The organism is Paludibacterium paludis, from assembly GCF_018802605.1.
Taxonomy (GTDB): Bacteria; Pseudomonadota; Gammaproteobacteria; order Burkholderiales; family Chromobacteriaceae; genus Paludibacterium; species Paludibacterium paludis.
The window spans coordinates 1,838,231-1,864,869 of the sequence record NZ_CP069161.1; the positions used below are offsets into that span (position 1 = coordinate 1,838,231).

The 26,639-nt window shown below is 64.8% G+C and carries 23 protein-coding genes; 13 read left to right on the top strand and 10 right to left on the bottom strand.

Annotated features, from left to right (window positions below; all coding sequences use genetic code 11):
• The first annotated feature begins 9 nt into the window (after positions 1 to 9).
• Positions 10 to 687, top strand: a complete 678-nt coding sequence (locus JNO50_RS08350) for a glycine zipper 2TM domain-containing protein (RefSeq protein WP_215796534.1) — start codon at positions 10 to 12, stop codon at positions 685 to 687.
• 21 nt (positions 688 to 708) lie between these two features.
• On the opposite strand, the gene JNO50_RS08355 is transcribed toward JNO50_RS08350, so the two are convergent.
• The 8 genes from JNO50_RS08355 to JNO50_RS08390 form a co-directional block, all read right to left on the bottom strand.
• Positions 709 to 1,209, bottom strand: coding sequence for a GNAT family N-acetyltransferase (locus JNO50_RS08355; protein WP_189534442.1), 501 nt, complete (start codon positions 1,207 to 1,209; stop codon positions 709 to 711).
• Positions 1,200 to 1,736 (bottom strand): GNAT family N-acetyltransferase, encoded by a 537-nt coding sequence (locus JNO50_RS08360; protein ID WP_189534440.1) that lies wholly within the window; start codon positions 1,734 to 1,736, stop codon positions 1,200 to 1,202. The genes JNO50_RS08355 and JNO50_RS08360 overlap by 10 nt, the downstream gene beginning before the upstream one ends.
• An 85-nt stretch (positions 1,737 to 1,821) precedes the next feature.
• Entirely contained in the window at positions 1,822 to 3,255 is a 1,434-nt protein-coding gene (locus JNO50_RS08365; RefSeq protein WP_189534437.1) for an aminotransferase-like domain-containing protein, read from the bottom strand.
• On the bottom strand, positions 3,256 to 4,623 hold the full coding sequence (gene ccoG, locus JNO50_RS08370) for a cytochrome c oxidase accessory protein CcoG (RefSeq protein ID WP_189534435.1): 1,368 nt from the start codon (positions 4,621 to 4,623) through the stop codon (positions 3,256 to 3,258). It abuts the gene before it with no gap.
• Positions 4,624 to 4,745: 122 nt separating this feature from the next.
• Positions 4,746 to 5,375 carry a MarC family protein gene (locus JNO50_RS08375; protein ID WP_189534433.1) on the bottom strand — a complete coding sequence of 210 codons (630 nt, stop codon included), beginning with the start codon at positions 5,373 to 5,375 and terminating at the stop codon, positions 4,746 to 4,748.
• A 156-nt stretch (positions 5,376 to 5,531) separates the two neighbouring features.
• The gene (dapE, locus tag JNO50_RS08380) at positions 5,532 to 6,680 is read right to left on the bottom strand and encodes a succinyl-diaminopimelate desuccinylase (RefSeq protein WP_189534431.1); all 1,149 of its coding nucleotides are present in this window, start codon (positions 6,678 to 6,680) and stop codon (positions 5,532 to 5,534) included.
• Positions 6,677 to 7,027, bottom strand: a complete 351-nt coding sequence (locus tag JNO50_RS08385; RefSeq protein ID WP_189534429.1) for an arsenate reductase — start codon at positions 7,025 to 7,027, stop codon at positions 6,677 to 6,679. The genes dapE and JNO50_RS08385 overlap by 4 nt, the downstream gene beginning before the upstream one ends.
• Before the next feature lie 138 nt (positions 7,028 to 7,165).
• Positions 7,166 to 8,845: a long-chain-fatty-acid--CoA ligase gene (locus JNO50_RS08390; protein ID WP_189534427.1), complete on the bottom strand. Its 1,680-nt coding sequence runs from the start codon at positions 8,843 to 8,845 to the stop codon at positions 7,166 to 7,168.
• 282 nt (positions 8,846 to 9,127) lie between these two features.
• On the opposite strand from JNO50_RS08390, the gene rimP reads away from it, so the two are divergent.
• The 7 genes from rimP (at position 9,128) to pnp (ending at position 18,200) form a co-directional block, all read left to right on the top strand.
• Entirely contained in the window at positions 9,128 to 9,553 is a 426-nt protein-coding gene (rimP, locus tag JNO50_RS08395; RefSeq protein WP_189534425.1) for a ribosome maturation factor RimP, read from the top strand.
• A 47-nt stretch (positions 9,554 to 9,600) separates the two neighbouring features.
• Positions 9,601 to 11,079 carry a transcription termination factor NusA gene (gene nusA, locus JNO50_RS08400; RefSeq protein WP_189534423.1) on the top strand — a complete coding sequence of 493 codons (1,479 nt, stop codon included), beginning with the start codon at positions 9,601 to 9,603 and terminating at the stop codon, positions 11,077 to 11,079.
• Between the two features lie 37 nt (positions 11,080 to 11,116).
• A complete protein-coding gene (infB, locus tag JNO50_RS08405; RefSeq protein WP_189534421.1) occupies positions 11,117 to 14,032 on the top strand; it encodes a translation initiation factor IF-2 in 2,916 nt (971 codons plus the stop codon).
• An 87-nt stretch (positions 14,033 to 14,119) separates the two neighbouring features.
• Positions 14,120 to 14,593: a 30S ribosome-binding factor RbfA gene (rbfA, locus tag JNO50_RS08410; protein WP_189534419.1), complete on the top strand. Its 474-nt coding sequence runs from the start codon at positions 14,120 to 14,122 to the stop codon at positions 14,591 to 14,593.
• Positions 14,590 to 15,510: a tRNA pseudouridine(55) synthase TruB gene (gene truB / locus JNO50_RS08415; protein WP_189534417.1), complete on the top strand. Its 921-nt coding sequence runs from the start codon at positions 14,590 to 14,592 to the stop codon at positions 15,508 to 15,510. The genes rbfA and truB overlap by 4 nt, the downstream gene beginning before the upstream one ends.
• A gap of 75 nt (positions 15,511 to 15,585) precedes the next feature.
• On the top strand, positions 15,586 to 15,855 hold the full coding sequence (gene rpsO, locus JNO50_RS08420) for a 30S ribosomal protein S15 (protein WP_189534415.1): 270 nt from the start codon (positions 15,586 to 15,588) through the stop codon (positions 15,853 to 15,855).
• A gap of 200 nt (positions 15,856 to 16,055) precedes the next feature.
• The gene (gene pnp, locus JNO50_RS08425; RefSeq protein WP_189534413.1) at positions 16,056 to 18,200 is read left to right on the top strand and encodes a polyribonucleotide nucleotidyltransferase; all 2,145 of its coding nucleotides are present in this window, start codon (positions 16,056 to 16,058) and stop codon (positions 18,198 to 18,200) included.
• Positions 18,201 to 18,269: 69 nt separating this feature from the next.
• On the opposite strand, the gene JNO50_RS08430 is transcribed toward pnp, so the two are convergent.
• Positions 18,270 to 18,974 (bottom strand): glutamine amidotransferase, encoded by a 705-nt coding sequence (locus JNO50_RS08430; RefSeq protein ID WP_189534411.1) that lies wholly within the window; start codon positions 18,972 to 18,974, stop codon positions 18,270 to 18,272.
• A 57-nt stretch (positions 18,975 to 19,031) separates the two neighbouring features.
• On the bottom strand, positions 19,032 to 20,039 hold the full coding sequence (locus JNO50_RS08435) for a nucleoid-associated protein (protein WP_189534409.1): 1,008 nt from the start codon (positions 20,037 to 20,039) through the stop codon (positions 19,032 to 19,034).
• A 267-nt stretch (positions 20,040 to 20,306) separates the two neighbouring features.
• Between JNO50_RS08435 and JNO50_RS08440 the strand changes: the two genes are divergently transcribed.
• From JNO50_RS08440 to astB, 5 genes are all read left to right on the top strand, one after another.
• The gene (locus tag JNO50_RS08440) at positions 20,307 to 21,518 is read left to right on the top strand and encodes an aspartate aminotransferase family protein (protein ID WP_189534407.1); all 1,212 of its coding nucleotides are present in this window, start codon (positions 20,307 to 20,309) and stop codon (positions 21,516 to 21,518) included.
• Positions 21,519 to 21,628: 110 nt separating this feature from the next.
• Entirely contained in the window at positions 21,629 to 22,666 is a 1,038-nt protein-coding gene (aruF, locus tag JNO50_RS08445) for an arginine/ornithine succinyltransferase subunit alpha (RefSeq protein ID WP_189534405.1), read from the top strand.
• Positions 22,663 to 23,697, top strand: coding sequence for an arginine N-succinyltransferase (gene astA / locus JNO50_RS08450; RefSeq protein WP_189534404.1), 1,035 nt, complete (start codon positions 22,663 to 22,665; stop codon positions 23,695 to 23,697). The genes aruF and astA overlap by 4 nt, the downstream gene beginning before the upstream one ends.
• Complete coding sequence (gene astD / locus JNO50_RS08455) at positions 23,694 to 25,160, top strand: succinylglutamate-semialdehyde dehydrogenase (RefSeq protein ID WP_229804708.1); 1,467 nt, start codon at positions 23,694 to 23,696, stop codon at positions 25,158 to 25,160. The genes astA and astD overlap by 4 nt, the downstream gene beginning before the upstream one ends.
• A complete protein-coding gene (gene astB / locus JNO50_RS08460; protein ID WP_189534401.1) occupies positions 25,157 to 26,500 on the top strand; it encodes an N-succinylarginine dihydrolase in 1,344 nt (447 codons plus the stop codon). Before astD ends, astB begins: the two co-directional genes overlap by 4 nt.
• The last annotated feature ends 139 nt before the right edge of the window (positions 26,501 to 26,639 follow it).

Consider the following 26,639-nt stretch of genomic DNA (forward strand, 5'->3'; position numbering starts at 1 on the left):
GAGAAAACCATGAAACAGATCGTGATGATTGCCGGGGTCCTTGGCGCCGGCGTGGCGCTGGGTGGCCTGGGTGTGGCCGGCTACCAGCATTTCTCGCATGACGCCGCCGCGCCCGGGACGATGGCGGCATCGGTCCCGGCCGCCGTCGCCTCGGCACCGGCGGCCATCGCGGCCGCTTCCGCTCCGGTCGCCTCGGCCCCCGCCGCGCAAGTGGCGGCGGTCACGCCACCGGAAAAAGCGGCGCCCAGGCACGCCGCCTACGCCAGAGTGCTGGGCGTGAAACCGGTTGTGAAACTGGAAACAGCGCCCAGGGAAGTCTGCGCGCCCGAGCAGGTGGTGCGGCGAGCGCCGCCGCAGGATGAGCATCGGGTGACCGGAACGGTGGTCGGCGGGCTCTTGGGCGGGGTGCTCGGCAACCAGGTGGGCGGCGGCAATGGCAAGAAAATCGCCACGGTGGTCGGCGCGATCGCCGGCGGTTACGCCGGCAACCAGGCCCAGGAGCGGATGCAGGAGCGCGATACGGTGACCGTCACGGAAAACCGCTGCCATACCGAGGACGCGGTCACGAAAAAAGTGGTGGGGTACGATGTGCGCTATTCGCTTGACGGGCGTGTCGGCACGGTGCGCATGGATCACAAGCCGGGAAAGCGCATCCCGGCCCGCAACGGAGAGTTGCTGTTGCCATGAGCGCGGAAACTCCGGCGCGGCTCAGCGCTCCATGAGCCGGGCAAGGACGATTTCATCCAGCCAGCGGGAGCCGGCGCGCCGCGACTCGCGCAGCATGCCTTCCCGCTCGAATCCGCCGTGAGCGAGAAAATCGAGCGCTACGGTATTGTTGACGGCAACCCGGGCCTCCAGGCGTCCGAGCGCGAGGTCGTCGGCGAGGATCAGCAGGCCCGCCATCAGCCGTGAGCCGGCACCGGTACGCCGTTCGTCCCTCGCGACGGCCAGATGGATTTCGGCGCAGTGATTGCGTCGCTCGCGCGGATGCAGCGAAAGGAAGGCCCAGCCGATGACCCGCTCTGCGCGCAGCGCAACCAGATCGAAACGGCGGGAGTTCGCGCCGGCGAGCCAGGTTTCCCAATGGCGGCGCGAATTGAGCGCGAGGCCGGGGTGGGCGTCGAGCACATCCCGGTCGTCGTGCAGGCGGCAGACGCCCGGCACATGCTCTTCGTCCATGGCCCGGATGGCAAGCTGGTTCAGTCGCATGCCAGGCCCTTGCGCAGTCTGGCCATCTGGTAGCTGTCCGCCAGCACCCCGTCGCGCCAGGCGTGACGCCGCAGACGACTTTCGATGTCGAAGCCGAAACGCCGGTAAAGCGCCAGCGCGGCGTCATTGTCCGTGAAGACATTCAATTCGACGCGGCGCGCGCCGAACCAGTTGTCGGCCAGATCCAGGGCGGCCTCCATCAGGGCCGTGCCGATGCCCTGACGGTGATGGTCCGGGTGTACCGCGAGTCCGAGGTGCCAGACGTGCCGGCGACGGATCGCGGTATCGCGGTGAAGGTGAACCCAGCCGATGATGTCCGCGCGATGCACGCCGACCAGCGAGCAGGCGTCGGTCGGCGTGCCTTCCAGGCGCGCCAGCCAGTGGCTGGCGGCCTGGTACGGAGGCTGCAGCAGGTTGCGGTAGACCGCGTGATGGTTGGTCAGCGCGTTCAGTGGCCCGGCGTCGGTGGTTTCGCAGTGACGTATGCGTATCTCGTAACCCGAAGTTGTAAGGACGACGCGTTTCATGGCCTAGGCTAACCCTGTTGTCAGGGTTCCATGGTTTCAGAACGCCATGACGATGTCAACACTCCGGGGCATCGCCCCGGCGCGCTCAGTCGGCCTTTTCGCGCTGGCGGAAGCGTTCGCCCTGGCGCAACCCGCTGGCCATCAGTTCGCCAAGCAGCGCCATGCCGGTGCGGTGCCGCAGCCGGTCGTAGAAGCTGGCGTTCAGGCGCAAGCCGTTGGCGGGGGCGGGGTTCGTCGCATGGAATAGCCGCGAGGGCGCGAAATGGATGCCCTGCTGCATCGCGGCGGGCAAGAGGGCGCTGCTGTCGATGGAATCGGGTAGCTCAACCCACAGGAAATAACCGCCTTCCGGCTCGATGACGCGTGTTCCCGCCGGAAAACATTCCCTGACCCGTTCCCGCATCGCCACGCAGCGCGCGCGCAACTCCAGACGCAAGCTCGCCAGTGCCTCGTCCTGGCGTCCGCTGGAGAGCAGCCTGGCGAGCGCCATCTGGCTTGGCACCGGGGTGCCCAGCGAACTGCACAGCTTGAGCGAGGCCAGCGTTTCGCTGAAGCGACCGCCCGCGATCCAGCCGACCCGGTGGCCGGGCGCCAGCGATTTGCTGAACGAGGCGCAGTGCATCACCCAGCCCGACGTATCGAAACGCTTGAGCGGGTTGGGCGCGGCGGGCGCGAAGTGCAGTTCCCGGTAGGTGTCGTCCTCGATCAGCGCCACCTGATAGCGCTCCGCCAGCCCGACCAGCGCCTGTTTGGTGTCGTTGCCGAGGCAGCGCCCCGTCGGATGGTGGAAATTGGCCATCACGAGAAAGGCCGCAGGCCGTTCGTTGGCGAACAAGGCCTCGACCGACGCGAGCAGCCGGTTCTCGTCGTCCTGCCACGGCACCGAATGAATGGTGGTGTCCAGCAGGGCCAACTGATCCAGCACCGCGGGAAAGGCCGGAGACAGCACCGCCATGCTGCCGCGCCCCGTGTCGCGCAAGGCGGCGCGGATGGCCAGCGACAGCGCCTCCATGCCGCCACAGGTGATCAGCAGCTCATCGCCATCGAGCAGGGTGCCCTGCGACAGGTAGTGCAGGGCCAATACCCGGCGCAGTTCCTCGAGTCCCTGGATGGGCAGGCTCATCAGCGTGTCCGGATACTCCTGGAGGATGCCGGCCAGCGCCCGGTTCATCAGCGACGGGTCCAGCAGGGCGGGGTTGACGAAAGGGCAACCCCATGGCATGGGGAGCGCCATCGTCAGATGCTCGATGCGCACGCCCTGCGCCCGCTCGGCCGCGCTCAAGCGCTGGGCCAGGTGATCCTTGTTGCGGCGCTGGGGCAGTACCCGGAATCCGGAGCGCGGACAGGACTCGATGAGACCCATGCGCTCCAGTTCCCCGTAGGCCCGCTGCGCCGTGGTCATGCTGACCCGATGATCCTGGCAGACCTTGCGCAGCGACGGCATGCGGTCGCCCGGGAGCAGGTGACCCTGCTCGATCGCATGGGCGAACAGGGCCTTCAGTTGCAGTGACTTATTCAATCAATCTCCAAAGAATCGGGTTTTTTCACGGAGAACCGGAGCGGCATCGCCTGCCGCCCTGACCAGAACCCAGACCGTGTGGCTGCCCTTGGGGACCTCGTCGGGCGACGCCTGCAGCCGCACGGCGATGGTTTCCGTGGCCGTCGGTCCGAGCTTGACGGTGGTCTGGTCGCCGACCAGTTTCAGGCCGGGCAGACCCTCGGCGCTGAGCGAGTACACGCGCGGCGTTTCGCTGGTATTGGTCAAGCGCAGAATATAGCTGTTTTCCAAGAGTCCGTCGTCGGTCTGGCGGGTCAGATAGCTGCGATCGCGCATGACATCCATCTTGATGTTGGTGTGCATGGCCCAGCCGGCGATGGAACCGGCAAAGATCGTCAGCAGGATACCGCTGTAGACCAGCACGCGCGGGCGCATCATGCGGCGTTTGATTTCGCTTTCCGGGTAGTGGCCCTGCAGGGCGGATTCCGTGGTGTAGCGGATCAGGCCGCGCGGCGCGGAAATCTTGTCCATGACCTGATCGCAAGCGTCGATACAGGCGGCGCAGCCGATGCATTCGTACTGCAGGCCCTGGCGGATGTCGATGCCGGTCGGGCAGACCTGTACGCAGATGCCGCAGTCGATGCAGTCGCCGCGCGCCGTCGCTCCGTCATCCTTGCGCCGCGCGCCGCGCGGTTCGCCACGCCGGCTGTCGTAGCTGACGATCAGCGTGTCGTTGTCGAACATCACACCCTGGAAGCGGGCGTACGGGCACATATGCGTGCAGACTTTCTCGCGCAGCATGCCGGCCAGTATCCAGGTGAAGGCGGCGTAAAACAGGATCCAGAATCCCTCCCACGGACCGAAATCGAAGGTCGGCAGGGCGTGAAGCAGCTCGCGGATCGGTGTGAAGTAGCCGGTCAGGGTGAAGCCCGTCCACAGCGAGAAGGCGATCATGAGCGTGTGCTTGAGCGTGCGCCGCGCGGTGCGCTCGAACGTGGCGGGGCCGGCGTCGCGCTTCATGCGCGCCTTGCGGTCGCCTTCCACCAGTCGTTCGATCCACAGCATGATCTGTGTGTATACCGTTTGCGGACAGGCGTACCCGCACCACAGGCGGCCGGCCAGCGTGGTCCACAGGAACAGGCCGAAGGCGCACACCATCAGCAGCGCCGACAGGTACACCAGATCCTGCGGCCAGAAGGTGGCGCCGAACACGAAGAAGCGATGATTGGCCAGGTCGAGCCAGACCGCCTGCCGATGGTTCCACATCAGCCATGGCAGTCCGAAAAACACCAGTTGGGTGAGCGCAACCAGGAGCACCCGCACGGTGTTGAAACGGCCGCTGGTCAGGCGCGGATAGATTTTGATTGGGATCGGGGTAGCTGTTGTCATCGCGTAAGGTCACTGTCATATGTAACAGACAGATTTGACCCGTTCTGTACCGGTGCGGCAATGCACAGATAGTGTCGCCGAAAACGGTACAGAACGCGAAGACGTGATGACAGTTGGTCGGATCAGCGGACCAGTTGGGGAAAGAGCCGGTAGATGCCGTCGACGATGATTTCCACCGACACCGCCGCCAGCAGCATGCCCATCACCCGGTTGACGATGTTGATGCCGGTCTGTCCGAGCATCCGGCTGATCGGCGAGGCCATGACCAGCGCGCAGTAGCTGGTGATGGCGATCAGCAGGCCGCTGACGACAAGATAGGCGAGCTGTACCCAGGAGGTGGCCGTGGAGGAGTAGATGATCACCGTGGAAATGGTGCCTGGGCCGGTCATCAGCGGGATGGCCATCGGGACGACGGCGATATTGGTTTTGGCTTCGGCTTCGGCGCGCTCGACCTTGGTGGTCTTGGTCGGCTCGGGCTTGGCGTTCATCAGGGCGATGGCGATGAGCATCACCAGCAGACCGCCGCCGACCTGAAAGGAGCCGATGCTGATGCCGAGAAACTGCAGCAGGCTGTCGCCGACCAGCGCGAACAGCACCAGGATCACGGCGATGGCGATGGCGGTGGCCCGGGCGGTTTTTTTGCGTTCCTGCTGGCTGTGCGTGGGTGTCAGACTGATGAAAATCGGGATGGCGCCCAGCGGGTTGACCAGCACCAGCAGTGCAATGAAGATTTTGGCGATTTCCATTTCCATGATGGGAGAGTGACCTTCTCGTATGTGTGTTGTCTTCGCCGCGGCAACGAAAAAGACATGGATCCGGGCCGGTCCATGTCTTGTCCAGTTTTTGGCTGAGCGCAGTCTAGCCCAGCGGCAACCATATATCTTTGCGCTATGACAATACGTGTCATGCTACGGCATGGCGGTAAATCCGCCCGCCAGCAGGCGCTCCAGAGTGGCGCGATAAATGGTCGACAGGGTGTCGATGTCATCGATCGCCACGCACTCGTTGAGTTTGTGGATCGTCGCGTTGACCGGGCCGAATTCCACAAGCTCGCGCGCGATGCGCTTGATAAAGCGTCCGTCGGACGTGCCGCCCGTGGTGGAGAGACTCGCCTCCATTCCCGTCGCCTCGCGGATCGCCGCGCCCAGGCATTCCGTCAGTTTTCCGGGTTCCGTCAGGAAGGGGTTGCCGGAGAGCGTCCATTCCAGATCATAGTCCAGGTCGTGGCGGTCGAGAATTTCATGCACGCTGCGCTTGAGTCCGTCGGCGGTCTGCTCGGTGCTGAAGCGGAAGTTGAAGCGGATCTGGCAGTCGCCCGGAATGACGTTGGTCGCGCCGGTTCCGGCGTTGAAGTTGGAAATCTGGAAGCTGGTTGGCGGAAAATGCGCATTTCCCTCGTCCCAGTGGCGCGCGGTCAGTTCGGCGAGGGCCGGCGCGAACTGGTGTACCGGATTGCGCGCCAGGTGCGGATAGGCGATGTGGCCTTGTATCCCCCTGATGGTCAGGGTGCCGGACAGCGAGCCGCGGCGGCCGTTTTTGATGGTGTCGCCCAGCCGCTCGGCGCAGGTCGGTTCGCCGACGATGCAATAGTCGATGCGTTCGCCGCGGGCCTCGAGCGTATCGACGACGCGCACCGTGCCGTCGACCGCGATGCCTTCCTCATCGGAGGTGATCAGGAGCGCGATGCTGCCGGGGTGGTCCGGATGCTCGGCGACAAACGCCTCGATCGCGGTCACGAACGCGGCGAGCGAGGCTTTCATGTCCGCCGCGCCGCGCCCGAACAGGTGGCCGTCGCGCCGGGTCGGCTCGAACGGCGGCGAGTGCCACTGGGTGGCGGGGCCGGTCGGCACCACATCGGTGTGGCCGGCGAAGCAGAGCAGGGGAGCCTGGCTGCCGCGTCGTGCCCAGAAATTGTCGACATCGCCATGACGGTGGATCTCGATGGCGAAACCGGCGGCGGCGAGCCGCTGCATCAAGAGGGGTTGGCACCCCGCGTCGCGCGGCGTCACGGAGTCCAGGCGGATCAGGGCTTCGGTGAGGTCCAGTGTCGCGCTCATTGTGTCAGCGCCTCCCGGTAGCGTTCCTCGGCGAAGCCCAGGATGACCGCGCCGCGGCATTCCAGTACCGGGCGCTTGATCAGCGAGGGGTTGGCCATCATCAGGCCGATCGCGCCTTCCCGCGTCGCGGCTCGCGCCTTGTCCTCGTCGTTCAGGCCGCGCCAGGTGGTGCCCTGGCGGTTGACGAGCTTGTCGAGGGGGACGGCGTCAAGCCAGGCGGCCAGGCGGGGCGCATCGATGCCGGCTTTCTTGAAATCGTGGAACCGGTAGTCGATGCCTTCGCGGGCAAGCCAGTCGCGGGCTTTTTTGACGGTATTGCAGTTAGGGATGCCGTAAACAGTGATCATGGTTTCGTTGGGTGGGCTGGTGACAAAGGTCGGTGCGACATTTTGCGGGTGTTTGGCCGGCGGGTAAAGCCATGCCGCCGCAGGCGGCGGCGCAAGACGCCCGGCGGGCGGGCGCCTGCCGGGCGGGGGAGGGAGGGATCAGGCGGGCTGGCGCGGGGCTTCGGTGTCGCGCAGCGCCCGGCGCAGGATCTTGCCGACGTTGGTTTTGGGCAGCTCGGTGCGGAATTCGACGAACTTGGGCACCTTGTAGCCGGTCAGGTTGGCGCGGCAGAACGCGACGATGTCCTTTTCCGTGAGGGCGGGGTCCTTGCGGACGATGAACACTTTCACCACTTCGCCGGATTTTTCGTCGGGAACCCCGATGCAGGCGACTTCCAGGACGCCGGGGTGCCCAGCCAGCACGTCCTCGATCTCGTTGGGGTACACATTGAAGCCGGACACCAGGATCATGTCTTTTTTGCGGTCGACGAGCTTGACGTAGCCGTCGTCGGTGATCACGGCCATGTCGCCGGTGGCGAGGAAGCCGTCCGGGCCGATGATCTTGGCCGTCTCCTCGGGGCGGTTCCAGTAGCCCTTCATGATTTGCGGACCCTTCACGCACAGCTCGCCCGATTCGCCATGGGCGACCGGCTTGCCGTCGGCGTCGCGCAACTCGATCAGGGTGGAGGGAACCGGCAGGCCGATGGTGCCGTTGTAGGCTTGCTGGTCCATCGGGTTGATGCACACCGCGGGCGAGGCTTCGGTCAGTCCGTAGGCTTCGATCAGCGGTACGCCGGTGATCTCGCGCCATTTGTCGGCGACGGCCTTTTGCACCGCCATGCCGCCGCCCAGCACCATGCGCCAGGTGGAGAAATCGACGGTTTTGAAATCCGGGTGGTGAATCAGCGCGTTGAACAGGGTGTTCACGCCGGTCATCGCCGTGACCTTGTACTTCTTGATCTCCTTGATGAAGCCCGGGATGTCGCGCGGATTGGTGATCAGCACATTGAGGGCGCCCAGTTCGGTGAAGACCATCAGGTTGGCCGTCAGCGAGAAGATGTGGTAGAGCGGCAGGGCGGTGATGATGATCTCCTCCCCCTCCCGCACGGTGTTCTTCACCCATTCGCCGGCCTGCAGCATGTTGGCGACGATATTGCTGTGCAGCAGCATCGCGCCCTTGGATACGCCGGTGGTGCCGCCGGTGTACTGCAGGAAGGCGATGTCGTCGTGGCCGATATCGACCGGCGCGAACGGCGCGGCCCTGCCGCTGGCGATGGCGTCGTTGAAACGGACGTGCGGCAGTTCCCAGCGCGGGACCATTTTCTTGACCCGGCGCACCACGAAATTCACCAGCAGCGATTTGGGGAAACCGAGCAGGTCGCCGATCGAGGCGATCACGATGTGCTTGATGCCGGTGCGGGGCAGCACGTCTTCGAGGACACTGGCGAAGTTTTCCAGGATGACGATGGTTTCGCAGCCGGCGTCGTTGAGCTGGTGTTCGAGTTCGCGCGGGGTGTAGAGCGGGTTGACGTTGACCACCGTCATGCCGGCGCGCAGTATGCCGAAGACCGCCACCGGGTATTGCAGCAGGTTGGGCATCATCACCGCGACGCGGGAGCCCTTGGCGAGCTTGAGCGTGTTCTGCAGGTAGGAGGCGAAGTGCCGCGACAGCGTGTCCAGTTCGCCGTAGCTGATGATCTTGTCCATGTTGGCCATGGCCGGGCGGTCGCGGAAGCGTTCCACGCTGCGCTCGAAGACCTCGACGACGGACGAGAACGTGTTGATGTCGATCTCGTGGGCCACGCCGTGCTGATAATTGTTAAGCCAAATCTTTTCCATAGGTGTCAGGCTTCTCCATCGTGCTGAATGTGACGTTGCGCCGGCCGTGGCCAACGAGCGTTGTTGTAGTTATGATTTTTGAATTATTGAGGTGTCGATTTCCCTGCGTTTAGCATGGAGTCGAGTCGTGCTAATTTACAGGAAGTGAAATCAGGCCGTAAAGTATAGTATCGCGGTATCCCGCCGGGCGCGGGAGATCGGTTTTCTTTTCCTCCGGAATGGGTTACAATTCCGGTGTTTAGGGATGGGCGTTTCGCCCATTTTTTATTTGTGGAAAAAGCAATGGATGTTCGTTTGCTGCTTGAAAGCACCCTGCCGGGCCTGGGTTACGAGCTCGTCGACTTAGAGATGACCCCGGGCGGAGGCTTCAGGGTGTTCATCGACAAGCCCGGTGGCATTACCGTGGAAGACTGCGTTTCGGTCAGCAATCACCTGACCCGCCTGTTCATGGTGGAAAACGTCGATTACGAACGCCTGGAGGTGTCGTCTCCGGGTCTGGACCGCCCCTTGAAGAAGGAGGCGGACTTCGTCCGTTTCAAAGGCCAGCTCTGCAAGGTGCGCACCCGCATGCCTGTCGAGCAGCAGAAGAAATTTACCGGTCGCATCGCCGGCTTCGCCGAGGGCAATCTCGAGCTGGAGGTGGATGGCCGCGTGGTGGTTATTCCGTTCGCCAATATCGACAAGGCCAGGCTGGAGCCTGAGTTCTGAACTGGGCGGCATGACGCCAAGCAAGGGACAAAAATTCGGAGGATTGCATGAGTCGCGAGATTTTGTTGCTGGTCGACGCGCTGGCTAGCGAGAAGAACGTCAGCAAGGATGTGGTGTTTTCGGCGCTGGAGCTGGCGCTGGCTTCGGCTACCAAGAAAAAGTTTGCCGACGAGGATGTCGACATCCGCGTCGAAATCGATCGTCATACCGGTCAGTATCAAAGCTTCCGCCGCTGGACGGTGGTCGAAGACGAGCTGCTGGAGTCGGAAGAGCGCGAGCTGACGCTCGACGAAGCCCGCGAACGCGATCCCCGCGCCGAACTCGGTTCGGTGGTCGAGGAATCGATGGAGCCCGTGGAGTTCGGCCGTATCGGCGCTCAGACGGCCAAGCAGGTCATCCTGCAGAAAATCCGCGATGCGGAGCGCGAGCAGCTCCTGAACGAATTCCTGCAGCGTCGCGAGCACATCGTGACCGGCACGATCAAGCGGATCGAACGCGGTAACGCCATTGTCGAATGCGGCAAGCTCGAGGCGCTGCTGCCTCGCGAGCAGATGATTCCGAAGGAAAACCTGCGCGTGGGCGACCGCGTGAAGGCGTTCCTGCTGCGCATCGATCGCATGGGCCGCGGTCCGCAGCTCGTGCTGTCGCGCACCGCCCGCGAGTTCCTCGTCAAGCTGTTCGAGCTGGAAGTGCCGGAGATCGAAGAGGGCATGCTGGAGATCAAGGAAGCCGCCCGCGACCCGGGCATGCGCGCCAAGATCGCCGTCAAGGCCAACGATCCGCGCATCGATCCGCAGGGTACCTGCATCGGCGTGCGCGGTTCCCGCGTTCAGGCGGTGACCCAGGAGCTGGCCGGCGAGCGTATCGACATCGTGCTGTGGGCTCCGGAGCCGGCCGAGTTCGTGATGAACGCGCTGTCGCCCGCCGAAGTGAACCGCATCCTGATCGACGAGGACAACCACGCGATGGATGTGGTGGTCGAGGAGGAGCAACTGGCCCTGGCCATCGGCCGCAGCGGTCAGAATGTCAAGCTCGCCGCCGAGCTGACCGGCTGGTACCTGAATATCATGACCGTCGCCGAGGCCGAAGAGAAGCATCAGGAAGAGGATGCGGCACTGCGCAACCTGTTCGTGAAACACCTGGACGTGAGCGAAGAAATCGCCGCGGTGCTGGTGCAGGAGGGCTTTGCCGCCCTCGAAGAAGTGGCTTACGTTCCGATTGCCGAAATGCTCGAGATCGAGGGTTTCGACGAGGAGATGGTCAATGACCTGAGAAGCCGCGCGCGCGATGCGCTGCTGACCCAGGCCATCGCTTCGGAAGAGAAACTGGAAATGGTGTCCGAGGACCTTCGCGAGATGGAGGGGCTGGACGCCGAGCTCGTGCGCAAGCTGGCTGACAACGGCGTGACCACGCGGGACGATCTGGCCGATCTGGCTGTGGACGATCTCGTGGAGATGACCGGCATGGAGGCCGAAACGGCCCGTGCGGTGATCATGAAGGCGCGTGAACACTGGTTCGAACAGTGAGCTTGCGGGAAGTATTTGACGGAATTTGGGAAGACGCATGACGAAAATAAGACAATTTGCCACCGAGCACCGCCTGTCGCCGGAAACGCTGCAAAAGATGCTGCGTACCGCCGGCCTGGGTGAGCGCTCACAAGACGACACGCTCACCGAGCAAGAGAAATCCCAGCTCCTGGACTTCCTGCGCCGCTCGCACGGTTCGGGTGAGGATGCCCGTATCTCGATCACCCGCAAGGAAACCACCCAGGTGCACAATGCGCAGGGGCGCACCGTGCAGGTGGAAACCAAGAAGAAGCGCTCCTTTGCTCTGGAAACGCCGCCCGCCGTAGAGCCGGCCAAGGCACCGTCGGCCGCGCCGGAAGCCAGTCCGGCGCCGACTCCCGAGCCGGTGAAGGCCGCTCCCGAGCCCAAGGTCGAGAAGGCTCCCGAGCCGGTGAAGGCCGCCGAGCCGGTCGCGGCTCCGGCGAAGGCCGAGCCCGCTCCTGCTGCGGTTCGCCATGAAGAAAAACCCGCCGAGAAACCGGTGACGGCCAAGGCCGCGCCGGCTCCGGCGGAAAAACCGGTGGAAGCGCCGAAGCCCGCCGCGGCCAAGCCCGCGGCTCCGGCCAAGCCGGCCGCGCCGGCGTCGATCCTGTCCGCGGAAGAAATCGCCAGCCGCGAGGCGGAAGAGCGCCGCCAGGCGGCGTTCCGCGCGCGTCAGGCCGAATTGATGCGGGAAAAGATCGAGCGCGAAGAGCGCCGTGCGCGCCTCGCCCAGCAGCAGGCTCAACCGGCTCCCGCGCCGGCACCGGCTCCCGCGCCGGCTCCGAGTCCGGCCGCTGCACCGCGCCCCGCCGCGGGCGAGCGCCGTCAGGCACAGCCGGGCCAGTCCCCGCGTTCGGGGCAGCCCGGTCAGCGTCCGCAAGGCAATGGTCCGCGTCCGCAGGGCGGGCAGGGTCCGCGCAGCGGCGCTCCGGCTTCCCGTCCGTCCGCGCCGGCTCCGTCCGCCGCGCAGCCGGGCAGCGGTCCGGCGGCGGCACCCCGTCCCGGCGCCGATGCCAAGAAAAAGAAGGGCGGCGGCGACCGCAGCTGGGATGACGGCAACCGCAAGGGACGCGGTCTGCGCGTTCGCGGTGGCGACTCCGGCAACGACTGGAAATCCCGCAAGGGCCGCAAGCATCAGGGCGCGCATGCGTTCCAGACGCCGACCGAACCGATCGTGCACGACGTGCTGGTTCCGGAAACCATCACGGTCGCCGACCTTGCCCACCGGATGGCCGTGAAGGCCGCCGAGGTGATCAAGGTGCTGATGAAAATGGGCATGATGGTCACTATCAACCAGGTGCTCGATCAGGAAACCGCGCTGATCATCGTCGAGGAAATGGGCCACAAGGGCCGTGCCGCCCAGGCCGATGATCCGGAGGCCTTCCTCGAGGTGGCCGAAGGCGCCGTCGTCGAGTCCGAGCAGCTGCCGCGTCCGCCGGTCGTGACCGTAATGGGTCACGTCGACCACGGCAAGACCTCCTTGCTCGACTACATCCGCCGCGCCAAGGTGGCGGCGGGTGAAGCGGGCGGGATCACCCAGCATATCGGCGCCTACCATGTCGAAACCGACCGTGGCGTGATCACCTTCCTCGACACCCCGGGTCACGAAGCGTTTACCGCCATGCGGGCCCGCGGCGCGAAGGCGACCGATATCGTGGTGCTGGTGGTGGCCGCCGACGACGGTGTGATGCCGCAGACCATCGAGGCGATCCACCATGCCAAGGCGGCGGGTGTGCCCATCGTTGTGGCGGTGAACAAGATCGACAAGCAGGGCGCCAATCCGGAGCGTATCCGTCAGGAGCTGGTGGCGCAGGAAGTGGTGCCCGAAGAGTGGGGCGGCGACAGCCAGTTCGTCGAAGTGTCCGCCAAGCAGGGGCTGAATATCGATCAGCTGCTGGAGGCCATCCTCCTGCAGGCCGAAGTGCTGGAGCTGACGGCTTCGCGCACCGCGCCGGCCAAGGGCGTGATCGTCGAGGCCCGCCTCGACAAGGGTCGCGGCGCCGTAGCCACGCTGATGGTGCAGTCCGGCACGCTGCGCAAGGGCGATATCGTGCTGGCCGGCACGGCGTTCGGACGTGTTCGCGCGATGATGGACGAGAACGGTGTTCCGGTGGACGAAGCCGGTCCGTCGATTCCGGTCGAGATTCTCGGCCTGTCGGATGTGCCGTCCGCCGGTGAGGATGCGATGGTGCTGGCCGACGAGAAGAAGGCGCGCGAAATCGCCCTGTTCCGTCAGGGCAAGTTCCGCGACGTGCGTCTGGCCAAGCAGCAGGCCGCCAAGCTGGAGAATATGTTCGCGCAGATGGCCGAGGGCGAGGTGCAATCCCTGTCCCTGATCATCAAGGCGGATGTGCAGGGTTCGTACGAAGCCCTGGCCCACAGCCTGCAGAAGCTGTCCACCGAGGAAGTGCGCGTGAACATCCTGCACTCGGGCGTCGGCGGTATTTCCGAGTCGGACATCAATCTGGCCATCGCTTCGAAGGCGATCGTGATCGGCTTCAATACCCGCAGCGATGCCGCGGCGCGCAAGCTGGCCGAAAGCGAAGGCATCGATATTCGTTACTACAGTATCATTTACGATGCGGTGGACGAGGTGAAGGCCGCGATGTCGGGCATGCTGTCGCCGGAGAAGAAGGAGCAGGTGATCGGCTCCGTCGAGATCCGCCAGGTGTTCAGCGTGTCCAAGGTCGGCGCGATCGCCGGCTGCATGGTGACCGACGGCATGATCAAGCGTCATTCGCAGATTCGCCTGATTCGCGACAACGTCGTCGTGCATACCGGGGAACTCGATTCGCTCAAGCGCTTCAAGGATGATGTGAAGGAAGTGAAGCAGGGCTACGAGTGCGGTCTGATGCTGAAGAACTTCAACGACATCCGCGAAGGCGATGCTCTCGAGGTATTCGAAATCGTCGAAGTGGCGCGTACCCTCTGATCGTTGTGTTTTTTTTCGGGCGGGCGCTCGTCCGGCTTCGGCCGGACGGGGCTCGCCCTTGTGTTTGATTGAACCAGGAATATGACCATGGCCAGAGCCCGTAAAGGATTTTCCCGTTCGGACCGTCTCGCCGACCAGATCCAGCGCGATCTGGCGGCCCTGTTGCGCGCGGGCCTCAAGGATCCCCGCGCAGGCTGGATCACGCTGACGTCCGTTCACGTCACCCGAGACTACTCCCATGCCACGATCTACTACACGGTGATGGAGTCTGACAAGCGAGAGGTGACCCAGGAGGCGCTGGATAGCGCGGCCGGTTACCTGCGCACCGAGCTGGGACGCGGCCTGAACATTTACAGCGTGCCGCAATTGCATTTCGTGTACGACGAATCGATCGAGCGCGGCATGCACATGAGTCGTCTGATCGACCAGGTGGCCAGCGAAGACGCCGCGCGCGGCGGATTGCTTGACGACAGCGATGCCGATGAGGGCATCAACGAAGACAAGGAGCCGCAGGAGTTGGGGCCGGACGACGTCGAGGACGACGCGGAAGGCCGCGCATGAGTCAGGTGCGCCGTCCCAAGCGGGATGTCGATGGCGTGCTGCTTTTGGACAAGCCGCTGGGCGTGAGCAGCAATGGCGCGCTGCAAAAGGCGCGCTGGCTGTTCACAGCGGCGAAAGCGGGGCACACCGGTGTGCTCGACCCGCTGGCCACCGGCCTGTTGCCGGTCTGTTTCGGCGAGGCGACCAAGTTTTCCTCGTTTTTGCTGGATGCCGACAAGCGCTACACCGCCACGGTGGCGTTCGGGCGTGTGACCACGACCGGCGATGTCGAGGGCGAGGTGGTGTCGGAGCGGCCCGTGGATGTGTCGCGATCGGCGCTCGAGGCCGCGCTTGACCGGTTCACCGGCCCGATCCGTCAGGTGCCGCCGATGTATTCGGCCCTCAAGTTCCAGGGCAAGGCGCTCTACGAGTATGCGCGTCAGGGAATCGAGATCGAGCGCAAGGCGCGCGACGTGATCATCCACGGCATCGATCTTCTGTCGTTCGACGGCAAGGAGGCGGTGATCGATGTGCGCTGCAGCAAGGGAACCTATATCCGCACGCTGGGCGAGGATATCGGCGAAATGCTGGGCTGCGGCGCACACTTGAGCGGGTTGCGGCGCACCGCCACGGCCGGTTTCGAGATCGGCTCGGCGGTGACGCTGGAGGCGCTGGAGGGAAGGGATGTTCCCGAGCGCGATGCGCTGCTGTTGCCGCCGGACGTGCTGGTGCGGCATTTGCCGGAGGTGTCGCTCGGGGAGAGCGAGTGTTTCAGATTTTGTCGCGGACAAGCTGTGCGCTTTTCCCTGAACTGTGCGATAATGACGCGTTTTCGGGTGTACCGCGAGGTCGACCGGAAATTTCTTGGTCTGGCCGAATGGCGCGGCGACTCGTCGCTTCAGCCGGTCAGGCTGCTGGCGGCGCAGGCCGTCAGCTAGCAGAAGTGCGGATGGGTTTCGGCTCGCCGCACTCGTCGGGCGTTTTGCCCTAACCTGAGTTTGGAGTAAGTTGTAATGGCAATGACCGCCACCCAAAAAGCCGACATCGTTAAAGATTTCCAGCGTGCGCCTGGCGACACCGGTTCCTCCGAGGTCCAAGTCGCTCTGTTGACCGCTCGTATCAACGATCTGACCCCGCACTTCAAGGCGAACAGCAAAGACCACCACAGCCGTCGTGGCCTGCTGAAGCTCGTTAGCCGTCGTCGTCGTCTGCTTGACTATCTCAAGCGCACCGACGCGGACAGCTACCGCGCCCTGATCGCCCGTCTGGGTCTGCGCAAGTAAGTCGGCGCAGGTTGGAAAAAGTCGCAGCTAGCCTGCGACTTTTTCATATACGAAACCGTATTAAAACAAGCATTACCGGATCCGACTGACAGCAACGGGGGGAGCCTCTAGATATGGCGATGGCGTGGCCCGTCATATCTAGGGGTTCCCGTTGAGGGTCCGGCATCCCAAAACGATCGAATCAACGAGGGATAACCCAAGTGTTCAACAAGATTAGCAAAACGTTCCAGTACGGCCGCCATACGGTCACCATCGAAACGGGCGAAGTCGCCCGCCAGGCTTCCGGCGCCGTGCTGGTGACCATGGAAGAAACCGTCGTCATGGTCGCCGTGGTCGGCGGCAAGTCCGTCAAGCCCGGCCAGGACTTCTTCCCGCTGACCGTCGATTATCTGGAGCGCACCTACGCCGCTGGCAAGATCCCGGGCGGCTTCTTCAAGCGCGAAGGCAAGCAGTCCGAGAAGGAAGTCCTCACCAGCCGACTGATCGATCGTCCGATCCGTCCGCTGTTCCCGGAAGGCTTCTACCACGACGTGCAGATCGTGGCCACCGTCGTGTCGCTGAACCCGGAAGTGGACGCCGACATCCCCGCGATGATCGGCGCGTCCGCCGCGCTGGCGATTTCCGGTCTGCCGTTCGCCGGCCCGATCGGCGCGGCCCGTGTGGGTTACGCCAATGGCGAGTACATCCTGAACCCGACCAAGACCGAACTGGCCGCTTCCGAGCTGGATCTCGTGGTGGCCGGTACCGAGCGCGCCGTGCTGATGGTCGAATCCGAAGCCCGCGAACTGCCCGAAGCGGTGATGCTCGGCGCCGTGGTGTTCGGCCATGACCAGATGCAGGCCGCGATCCGCGCGATCAACGAGCTGGCCGACGAAGTCAATCCGGTGATGTGGGACTGGGCCGCTCCGGCCCGCGACGAAGAACTGGTCGCGTCCATCCGCGGAATCGCCGGCGACGCGCTGGCCGCGGCTTTCCGCATGCGTCAGAAGCAGGCCCGCACCCTGGCCATCAACGAAGCCTGGGACGCGGTGAAGGCGGCGCTGATCACCGAAGAGACCGACACCCTGAAGGCCAACGAGATCAAGGGCATCTTCAAGTCGCTGGAAGCCGAGATCGTCCGCGGACAGATCCTGGCCGGCGAGCCGCGCATCGACGGCCGCGACACCCGCACGGTGCGTCCGATCTCGATCCGTTCCCACGTGCTGCCGCGCACCCACGGCTCCGCCCTGTTCACCCGTGGCGAGACCCAGGCGCTGGTGGTGACCACCCTCGGCACCAAGCAGGACGAGCAGATCATCGACGCGCTGGCCGGCGAATACACCGAGCGCTTCATGCTGCATTACAACTTCCCGCCGTATTCGACCGGTGAAGCCGGCCGCATGGGCCCGCCCAAGCGCCGCGAGATCGGCCATGGCCGTCTGGCCAAGCGCGCGCTGGTCGCGGTTCTGCCGCCGGAAGCGGACTTCGGCTACTCGATGCGCGTTGTTTCCGAGATCACCGAGTCGAACGGTTCCTCGTCGATGGCCTCGGTGTGCGGCGGTTGCCTGTCGCTGCTGTCCGCCGGCGTTCCGCTGAAGGCGCACGTGGCCGGTATCGCCATGGGCCTGATCCTGGAAGGCAACCGCTTCGCGGTGCTGACCGACATCCTGGGCGACGAAGACCACCTGGGCGACATGGACTTCAAGGTGGCCGGTACCACCGAGGGTGTCACCGCGCTGCAGATGGACATCAAGATCCAGGGCATCACCAAGGAAATCATGCAGGTCGCCCTCGACCAGGCCAAGGAAGGCCGCATGCACATCCTCGGCCTGATGAAGGAAGCCGTTGACGGTCCGCAGGAGCTGTCGTCCTTCGCGCCGCGCCTCTTCACGATGAAGATCAACCCGGACAAGATCCGCGAAGTGATCGGCAAGGGCGGTGAAACCATCCGCGCGATCACCAAGGAAACCGGCACCGAGATCAATATCGAGGAAGATGGCACGATCACTATCGCTTCGGTTAGCCAGGACGGCGCCGATGCGGCGAAGAAGCGCATCGAGGAGATCACCGCCGAAGTCGAAGTCGGCAAGATCTACGAAGGCACCGTGGTCAAGATCCTCGACAACAACGTCGGCGCGATCGTGTCCATCCTGCCGGGCAAGGACGGCCTCGTCCACATTTCCCAGATCGCCAACGAGCGCATCAAGAATGTGGCCGATCACCTGAAGGAAGGCCAGATCGTCAAGGTCAAGGCCATCGAGATGGATGACCGTGGCCGTGTTCGCCTGTCGATCAAGGCGCTCCTGGAAGACGAAGCGAAAACCGCGCGGGAAACCGCCGAGTCCTTCGGTCTGAAAGCCCAGTAAGGCGGTCTCGCCTTCGTGAAAAAACCGGCGCATGCGCCGGTTTTTTCATGGGTGCCGAGAGTGGCGGGGTCAGCGCGGTTCGACGCGCGACAGCCAGTCGGAAAACCCCTGAAAAGCCGCGTTGGCAAGTGCGGTGCCATAGCGCAGCGTGTCCGCGCGCACCGTGCCAGGATCGATGCCGGCCGCGGACAGCTCGGCCGCGTGGCCGACCAGCCATGACTCGATTTCCTCGGGCCGTATTTCCGGGTGGCACTGCAGGCCGAGCACCGTGTTCCGATAGGTGAAGATCTGGTTTGGTGTGGTCTCGGTCGAGGCCAGCCGCGTCGCGCCGTCCGGCAGATCGAAAGTGTCCCCGTGCCAATGCAGCATCGAGGGCGCCCGCGCGAGCGCGCTGATGCCGCTGTCGGCGAGCAAGGGCGCCCACGATAGCGGTTGCCAGCCGATCTCCTTTTTCCGCGCGGGGTAGACGGGCTGGCCGAGTGCCTTGGCGATCAACTGCGCGCCAAGACAGATGCCGATCAGCGGCTTGCCCGATGCGAGGCGCTCGCGGATGCGCAGTGTTTCGGCGGTGAGAAACGGGTAGCGCTCATCGTCGCAGGCGCCGATCGGACCGCCCAGTACGATCACGAGGTCCGGGCCGATGATGTCCAGGCGCACCAGGTCGGCCAGTGGCGCGTCGACATACTGGAACTGATAGCGGTGCCTGGCCAGCACGTCTTCCAGCGTACCGGCGTGCTCGAAGGCGAGATGTCGAAGGATCAGTGCGTGTTTCATGGAATCTTGCGATGACAATGGCAATGCACGGAATGATAGCGCGCGAACTTCGCGCTGTCAGTCCCGTCGCGAGAGTCTCAGCGTCAGCGTCAGGCCGTCCTCGCCCTCGTCGACCGAGCGCAGGTTTTCCAGGCGGAAGCCGGAAGGCAGCAGCAAGCCGATGCCGTGCCCGAGCGACGCCTTGCTGAGGGTGCGTTCGAGGCGCCGCGCCATGCCCTGGCCGGGAAGGCGGGCATTCTCTTCCAGTTCGAAGCCGTAGCGTTCCGTTGCATCCTTCATCGCGTGATCGATATGATCCTTCGGCACGAAACGTTCCGCCATGGCCGTCACGTCCCTGGCCGGCACGGTTTCTTCTCCGCCGCACAGAGTCAGCACCTCGTCCTTGAAGCGCACCTGCTCGATCGGATCGTCGATGCCTTCGGACAACTGCTCGAGCACGCGCGTCATCATCTGTGTGCTGGAGCGCACATCGGGCACGCGCCGCGCCTTGAGAAAATCCTCCAGCCAGTACTTGGTTTTCTGGCCGAAGCGGTCGACCGCGTAGACCGTGGGGCTGTGTTCCATCACCAGCGCTCCCTTGTCGATCAGGTGCGGGTTGATGCCCTGGGCGTGGGAGAGGTCGATGCGCGTGCCGGCTTCGGTCAGGGTGAGAAAGTCGTCGCGGATTTCCGATTTGAAAATGCCGAGCGCGCGCTCCGGCCGGTTGTCGTCGTCAAGGCCCGAGAACAGGATCACGAACAGGTCGCCCGCGCTGATGTTGGGGTGCTGCGATCGGGCGTACAGGTGGCGCGCGATGCGACGCGATACCTCCAGAAAATCCAGTTCCCCGGCGAAAAATTGCCGGGTGTAATGGTAGATCTCGTTCAGGCGCAGTTCGGATTCATGAAAAAACTGGAAGCGCTTCTTGTCCGACGCGACGCCCTTGAGATAACCGTCGAGGATCAGGCCGGCGACCGGTTCGTCCACGGTGGCCGGCGATTCGGAAAGCATCAGGCCCTCGTCCCGCGCTTTGTTGCCGACGCGGTGGACGATCAGGCATTCGACGCGGCTGTGGCTGGGTTGCATGGGCGGAGTCCTCGTCAATGGCAAAACCGCAGATTATTGCCTTGCCGGGCGCGGATGACAACCATGGCGGCGCGCCGCGTCGGTGATTCCGGTCAAAAGCGGTTGTGCAGCGCAGCGCGATTTCTTGGTATGCTGTGATTGCCGTCGCCGACGGGGATTACGTAATCCCATGTCGCAAACCGGATATGGGTCCGCCAAATGATTCGATTAGAATCGAACAGGATTTCGCCAATTCCAAAAAAAATCGCTGCAGAGAAGGGACTGTCAATGAGCCATGCCGTCACCCGTTCGACCTACGACGAGGTCATGTTTCCGAATTACAACCCGGCCGGTTTCATCCCGGTGCGCGGGCAGGGGTCCCGAGTATGGGATCAGGATGGCCGTGAGTTCATCGATTTCGCCGGCGGCATCGCCGTCAATGGTCTCGGGCACTGTCACCCCGAGCTGGTCGCCGCGCTGACCGAGCAGGCCGGCAAGCTCTGGCATGTGTCCAACGTGTTCACCAACGAGCCCGTGCTGCGGCTGGCCGAACGCTTGACCGGGCTGACCTTCGCCGAGCGCGCGTTTTTCTGCAACTCGGGGGCGGAGGCCAACGAGGCGGCGTTCAAGCTGGCGCGCAAATACGCCGCCGATCATTATGGCGCGGCCAAGAACGAAATCATTTCCTGCCGCAACGCCTTTCACGGCCGCACGCTCTTTACCGTGACGGTGGGCGGTCAGCCCAAGTACACCGAGGGATTCGGCCCGGTGCCGGAGGCCGTCCGCCATGTTCCGTTCAACGACATCGCCGCGCTCGAAGCGATGGTGAGCGAGCGCACCTGCGCCGTGGTGATCGAACCGGTGCAGGGCGAGGGCGGCGTGATGCCGGCCGACAAGGCCTATCTCGAGGCGGCGCGGCGCCTGTGCGACCAGCATGGCGCGCTGCTGATCTTCGATGAGGTGCAGACCGGCATGGGACGCACCGGATCGCTCTATGCCTACATGCAGTACGGCGTGACACCGGATATCCTGTCGTCCGCGAAGGCGCTGGGCGGGGGCTTTCCGATCGGCGCGATCCTCACCACCGCAAAAGTCGCCTCGAGCTTCGTGGTCGGCACCCACGGGTCGACGTACGGCGGCAATCCGCTCGCTTCGGCGGTGGCCTTGCGCGCCGTCGACATCATCAGCCGCCCCGAGGTGCTGGCGGGGGTGACGGCGCGTCATGACCAGCTGGTCGCCGGCCTCGCCGACCTCAATGCGCGGCACAAGGTATTCCGCGAAGTGCGAGGCATGGGGCTGTTGCTCGGCTGCGTGCTGCAGGAGGCGTATGCCGGCCGGTCGCGCGATATCCTGCGCGCCGCCGAAGCGCAGGGGGTGATGGTGCTGGTGGCCGGCGCCGATGTGATCCGCCTCGCGCCGTCGCTGGTCATCGATCCGGCCGACATCGACGAAGGCCTGCGCCGCTTCGACACCGCGCTCGCGAACTTTGCCGGCGCCTGACCGGCCGGTCCGTTTTTTCGAAGGACCGCCCGCCCTGTCCGGTCAGCACCGGACAGCGGCTTGGCGCGCGCCGCCGTTCGCGCGCCGACACTAACCTGGGAGTCACCTCCGTGCTGAAAGTCCGTCCTGTCAGAACGTCCGATCTGCCTGCCATCGAGCGCATGGCGATCGCCAGCGGCATCGGCGTCACCAGTTTGCCGAGCAACCGGGACAAGCTCTTCGAACGCATCCAGATGTCGCGCACGGCCTTTGGTCATGAGGCCATCGGCGAAGCCAGCAACGATTTTTACATGTTCGTGCTGGAGGCCGGGGACAAAGTGGTGGGGACCGCCTCCATCGCCGCGTCGGCCGGTTTCGACGAACCGTTTTACAGTTACCGCAGCGAAACCTTCGTGCACGCCTCGCGCGCCCTCAAGGTCAACAACCGCGTGCATGTCTTGACCATGTGCCACGATTTGACCGGCATGTCCCAGCTGTGCGGCTTTTATGTCGAGCCGTCCCATGCCGCGGCGGGAGGGGAGTTGCTGTCGCGCGCGCGCCTCCTGTTCGTCGCCGGTCAGCGCGAACGTTTCGGCCGGCGCATCATCGCCGAAATGCAGGGTCTGCACGACGAGGCCGGCCAGTCGCCGTTCTGGAACGCGCTGGGCCGGCGCTTTTTCAATATGGATTTTTTGCAGGTCGAGCAGGCGTTCGTCTCGCACAGCAAGACGTTCATCGCCGAACTGATGCCGAGCTATCCGATCTATGTGCCGCTGCTGCCCGACGAGGCCCAGGACGCCATCGGCCAGATTCACCCGGATTTCGAGTGGCCGTGCCAGCTGTTGACGCGCGAGGGATTCGAGGCGGATCACTACATTGATATTTTCGATGGCGGCGCGGTGCTCACCGCCGAAATCGATCGCCTCAAGACCCTCGAAACGGCGCGCTGCTATCCGGTCGAGGTCGCGGTGAGCCTGCCCGAGGGCGCGGCGCCGCGGCTGATCGCCAACGAGCGCGTGGAAACCTTCGAAGCCACCCTCGACAAGGTGGCGCTGGTCGGCGGCGTGGCGTTCATTCACCCGGACGCGGCATCCGTGCTGTCGGTGCGCAGCGGCGACAAGGTTCGTCTCGTGGCGCGCCAGACCGAAGAAGCGGGAGAGACATCATGATGTTGATCAGACCGGTCGCCCGCGGCGATCTGCCCGGACTGATGGCCCTGGCGGGCAGCGCGGGGGTGGGCATGACCTCGCTGCCGCTGAACGAAGAACGCCTGACCCGCCGCATCGAGCGCGCCGAACTGTCGTTCGCCGGCGAACTCGACCGCGGCGACCAGGGCTATGTGTTCGTGCTGGAAGACGACGAGACCGGCGAGGTGGCGGGCATCTGCGCCATCGAGGCCGCGGTGGGGCTCAAGGAGCCCTGGTACAACTACCGGGTCGGCACCATCGTGCACGCGTCCGAAGAGCTTGGCGTGTACACCCGTCACGAAACCCTGTTCCTGTCCAACGACCATACTGGCTGCACCGAGCTGTGCACATTGTTCCTCAACCCGGCGTTCCGCGCCGGGCGAAACGGGGCGCTGCTCTCGAAATGCCGCTTCCTGTTCATCGCGCAGTTTCCCCAGCTGTTCGGCCCGCTGGTGGTGGCCGAAATGCGCGGGGTCTCCGATGAGTCGGGCCGCTCGCCGTTCTGGGAGGCGCTGGGACGGCATTTCTTCTCGATCGATTTCGCCGAGGCGGATTACCTGACCGGTGTCGGCCAAAAAGCGTTCGTCGCCGAACTGATGCCCAAGTATCCGGTGTATGTGGATTTTCTGCCGCCGGAGGCGCAGGCCGTGATCGGCGAGACCCACGAGCGGACCCGTCCGGCCCTGACGCTGCTGGAATCGGAAGGCTTGCGCTACGAGGGGTACGTGGACATTTTCGATGCGGGTCCGACGGTGCAGGCCTATACCGGCGAGATCCGCGCGGTGAAAGCCAGCCGCGAATTCCGGGTCGCCATCCGCGATCCGCTGCCGGATGGGGCCGGCGTCGATTATCTGGTGTCGAACACCGATCGCGCCGGATTCCGGGCGATCGCCGCGACCTTGCCGGTGCCTGAAGACCGGGTATTTCTGACACCGCTGATGGCGCGGACCCTGAATGTCGGGGACGGTGACCGGGTGCGTTGCGTGACGGCGTCGCCGGACGAGGGGAAATGATGGAGAGTCTGTTCATCGGCGGCGCCTGGCGCGCCGGGCAGGGCGAGGCCTTGCGCAAGTTCGATCCCGCGTCGGACGAGCTGGTTTGGGAAGGCGCGGCGGCCAGCGGCGCCGACGTCGACATGGCGGTAGAGGCGGCGCGTCGGGCGTTCCCCGCCTGGTCGGGCGCGGGACTCGAGGCGCGCATGGCGCTGATCCGGCGCTTCGGAGAGAAACTCGCCGAGCACCGCGCGGCGCTCGCCCGAATGATTTCGCGCGAGACCGGCAAACCGGCCTGGGAAGCGGATACCGAAGTGACCACGATGGTGGGCAAGATCGAGATTTCCCTGAAAGCCTACCAGGAGCGTACCGGCGAGCGCGCCGCTGTGCTGGGGGACGCGCAGGCGGTGTTGCGGCATCGCCCGCACGGAGTGGTGGCGGTGTTCGGGCCGTACAATTTCCCCGGGCATCTGCCCAACGGCCATATCGTTCCCGCGCTGATCGCGGGCAATACCGTGGTGTTCAAGCCTTCCGAGCTGACCCCGGCCACCGCCGCGCTGACGGTGTCGCTGTGGCGGGAGGCCGGGCTGCCCGACGGCGTGCTCAATCTCGTGCAGGGCCGGCGCGACACCGGCGCGGCGCTGGCCGGCCATCCCGGCATCGACGGATTGTTCTTCACCGGCAGTTCCGCCACCGGCGCGCTGTTGCACGAGCAGTTCGGCGGTCAGCCGCACAAGATTCTCGCGCTGGAAATGGGCGGCAACAATCCGCTGATCCTGGCCGAGGTCGCCAATGTCGAGGCCGCCTTGCACCATGTGATCCAGTCGGCCTATGTGTCGGCCGGCCAGCGCTGCACCTGCGCGCGACGCCTGCTGGTGCCCGACGGAGCGTTCGGCGACGCGTTCCTCGTCAGGCTCGCCGAGGCGGTGGGGCGCATCCGTGTCGACCGTTTCGACGCCGATCCCGCGCCGTTCATGGGGCCGGTGATTTCGGCGCAGGCCGCCGACGCGCTGCTGGCCGCGCAGGAACGCCTGCTGGCGCTGGGGGCGACCCCGCTTGTGCCGATGCGCCGTCTTCCGGCCAGCCGGGCCATGCTCAGTCCGGGGCTGATCGATGTGACGCCGGTGGCCGGGCCGCCCGACGAGGAGTATTTCGGCCCCTTGCTGCAGGTGCGCCGCTATGCGGATTTCGACGAGGCCATCGCGCTGGCCAATGCCACCCGTTTCGGCCTGGCCGGCGGGGTGCTGAGCGATGACCGCGCGCTGTACGAGGCTTACCTCGCGCACAGCCGCGCCGGGGTGGTGAACTGGAACAAACCGCTGACCGGGGCGTCGAGCGCGGCGCCGTTCGGCGGCATCGGCGCCTCGGGCAACCACCGCGCCAGCGCGTGGTACGCGGCCGATTACTGCGCCTATCCGGTGGCGTCGCTCGAGTGCGGCGCGCTCGCGCTGCCCGCGCAATTGCCGCCGGGGGTGACGCTGTGAACGGAATCGAAGTCAATTTCGACGGTCTGGTCGGACCGACGCACAACTACAGCGGTCTGTCGTTCGGCAATATCGCCTCGACCCGCAACGAGAAGGCGGTGGCCAATCCTCGCGAAGCCGCCTTGCAGGGCCTGGCGAAGATGAAGGCGCTCCATGACCTGGGTTTCGCCCAGGGGGTATTCGCGCCGCACGAGCGTCCGGACATGGAGAGTTTGCGGCGGCTGGGGTTTTCCGGAAGCGATGCCGAGATACTCGCCCGGGCGGCGAAGGCGGCGCCGGCGCTGCTCGCGTCCTGTTCCTCCGCTTCGGCGATGTGGACGGCGAACGCGGCGACCGTCAGCCCGTCGGCCGACACGGCGGACGGCAAGGTGCACTTCACCCCGGCCAACCTGAACAACAAGTTCCACCGCTCGCTCGAGCATCCGGTGACCGGCCGTCTCCTGGCGGCGATGTTTCCGGACCGCGAGCGCTTCACGGTGCATGACGCCTTGCCGGCGCAGATGCACTTCGGCGATGAGGGCGCGGCCAATCACACGCGTTTTTGCCGGGACCACGGCGAGCGCGGCGTGGAGTTTTTCGTGTTCGGCGCCTCGGCGTTCGATATAAGCCTGCCCCGGCCGGAACGGTTTCCGGCCAGGCAGACGCTGGAAGCGAGCCAGGCGGTCGCGCGCCGTCATGGCCTGGCCGATGACGGCGTGGTGTTCGCCCAGCAGCGTCCCGCGACCATCGACGCGGGCGTGTTCCACAACGACGTGATCGCGGTCGGCAACGGTCCCGTGCTGTTCCACCACGAACTGGCGTTTCACGACCCGCACCGGGTGATGGGCGAGATCGCCAACAAGATGGCGCGCCTGGGATTGCCGTTCGAGGCCATCGAAGTGCCGGAGGCGGAGGTGTCCGTCGCGGACGCGGTGACGAGTTACCTGTTCAACAGCCAGTTGCTGTCGCGTCCCGATGGTTCGATGCTGCTCGTGGTGCCGGACGAGTGCCGCCGCAACGAGCGGGTCTGGGCCTACCTTGCGCGGCTTGAGCGGGACAACCGCTTCATCCGCGAAGTGCGGGTGTTCGACCTGACCCAGAGCATGCGCAACGGCGGGGGACCCGCCTGCCTGCGCCTGCGTGTGGCGCTGACCCGCGAGGAGCTGACCGCCGTGAATCCGCGCGTGATGATGTCCGACACGCTCTACGCGCAATTGGTCGGCTGGGTTTCGCGCCACTACCGCGACCGGCTTGCCCCCGACGATCTCGCCGATCCCGCTTTGCTGAACGAATGCCGGACCGCGCTCGACGAGCTCTGCGGCCTGCTGGGGCTGGGCAACCCCTATCCTTTCCAGCGCTGACGCCACGCCTCACCCAAACGAAGCCGGGCTTGCCCCGGCTTTTTTTCTGTCCGCCGTACCGGCCGCCTGTCCTTTCTGTCAGTTTTCGGCAAAATTTATTCCAAAGTCCTAAACACCTGGCGATTTCCCCGGACAACTT

What these genes read in the sequence shown, in the direction of transcription:
- JNO50_RS08430 (WP_189534411.1), bottom strand. Translation starts at nt 18,974, where the DNA reads ATGAAACACGCACTGATCCTTCGACATCTCGCCTTCGAGCACGCCGGT.
- rimP (WP_189534425.1), top strand. Translation starts at nt 9,128, where the DNA reads ATGGATGTTCGTTTGCTGCTTGAAAGCACCCTGCCGGGCCTGGGTTAC.
- JNO50_RS08360 (WP_189534440.1), bottom strand. Translation starts at nt 1,736, where the DNA reads ATGAAACGCGTCGTCCTTACAACTTCGGGTTACGAGATACGCATACGT.
- astA (WP_189534404.1), top strand. Translation starts at nt 22,663, where the DNA reads ATGATGTTGATCAGACCGGTCGCCCGCGGCGATCTGCCCGGACTGATG.
- truB (WP_189534417.1), top strand. Translation starts at nt 14,590, where the DNA reads ATGAGTCAGGTGCGCCGTCCCAAGCGGGATGTCGATGGCGTGCTGCTT.
- JNO50_RS08440 (WP_189534407.1), top strand. Translation starts at nt 20,307, where the DNA reads ATGAGCCATGCCGTCACCCGTTCGACCTACGACGAGGTCATGTTTCCG.
- JNO50_RS08385 (WP_189534429.1), bottom strand. Translation starts at nt 7,027, where the DNA reads ATGATCACTGTTTACGGCATCCCTAACTGCAATACCGTCAAAAAAGCC.
- JNO50_RS08375 (WP_189534433.1), bottom strand. Translation starts at nt 5,375, where the DNA reads ATGGAAATGGAAATCGCCAAAATCTTCATTGCACTGCTGGTGCTGGTC.
- JNO50_RS08350 (WP_215796534.1), top strand. Translation starts at nt 10, where the DNA reads ATGAAACAGATCGTGATGATTGCCGGGGTCCTTGGCGCCGGCGTGGCG.
- astD (WP_229804708.1), top strand. Translation starts at nt 23,694, where the DNA reads ATGATGGAGAGTCTGTTCATCGGCGGCGCCTGGCGCGCCGGGCAGGGC.
- dapE (WP_189534431.1), bottom strand. Translation starts at nt 6,680, where the DNA reads ATGAGCGCGACACTGGACCTCACCGAAGCCCTGATCCGCCTGGACTCC.
- rbfA (WP_189534419.1), top strand. Translation starts at nt 14,120, where the DNA reads ATGGCCAGAGCCCGTAAAGGATTTTCCCGTTCGGACCGTCTCGCCGAC.
- JNO50_RS08435 (WP_189534409.1), bottom strand. Translation starts at nt 20,039, where the DNA reads ATGCAACCCAGCCACAGCCGCGTCGAATGCCTGATCGTCCACCGCGTC.
- nusA (WP_189534423.1), top strand. Translation starts at nt 9,601, where the DNA reads ATGAGTCGCGAGATTTTGTTGCTGGTCGACGCGCTGGCTAGCGAGAAG.
- JNO50_RS08390 (WP_189534427.1), bottom strand. Translation starts at nt 8,845, where the DNA reads ATGGAAAAGATTTGGCTTAACAATTATCAGCACGGCGTGGCCCACGAG.
- JNO50_RS08355 (WP_189534442.1), bottom strand. Translation starts at nt 1,209, where the DNA reads ATGCGACTGAACCAGCTTGCCATCCGGGCCATGGACGAAGAGCATGTG.
- rpsO (WP_189534415.1), top strand. Translation starts at nt 15,586, where the DNA reads ATGGCAATGACCGCCACCCAAAAAGCCGACATCGTTAAAGATTTCCAG.
- infB (WP_189534421.1), top strand. Translation starts at nt 11,117, where the DNA reads ATGACGAAAATAAGACAATTTGCCACCGAGCACCGCCTGTCGCCGGAA.
- ccoG (WP_189534435.1), bottom strand. Translation starts at nt 4,623, where the DNA reads ATGACAACAGCTACCCCGATCCCAATCAAAATCTATCCGCGCCTGACC.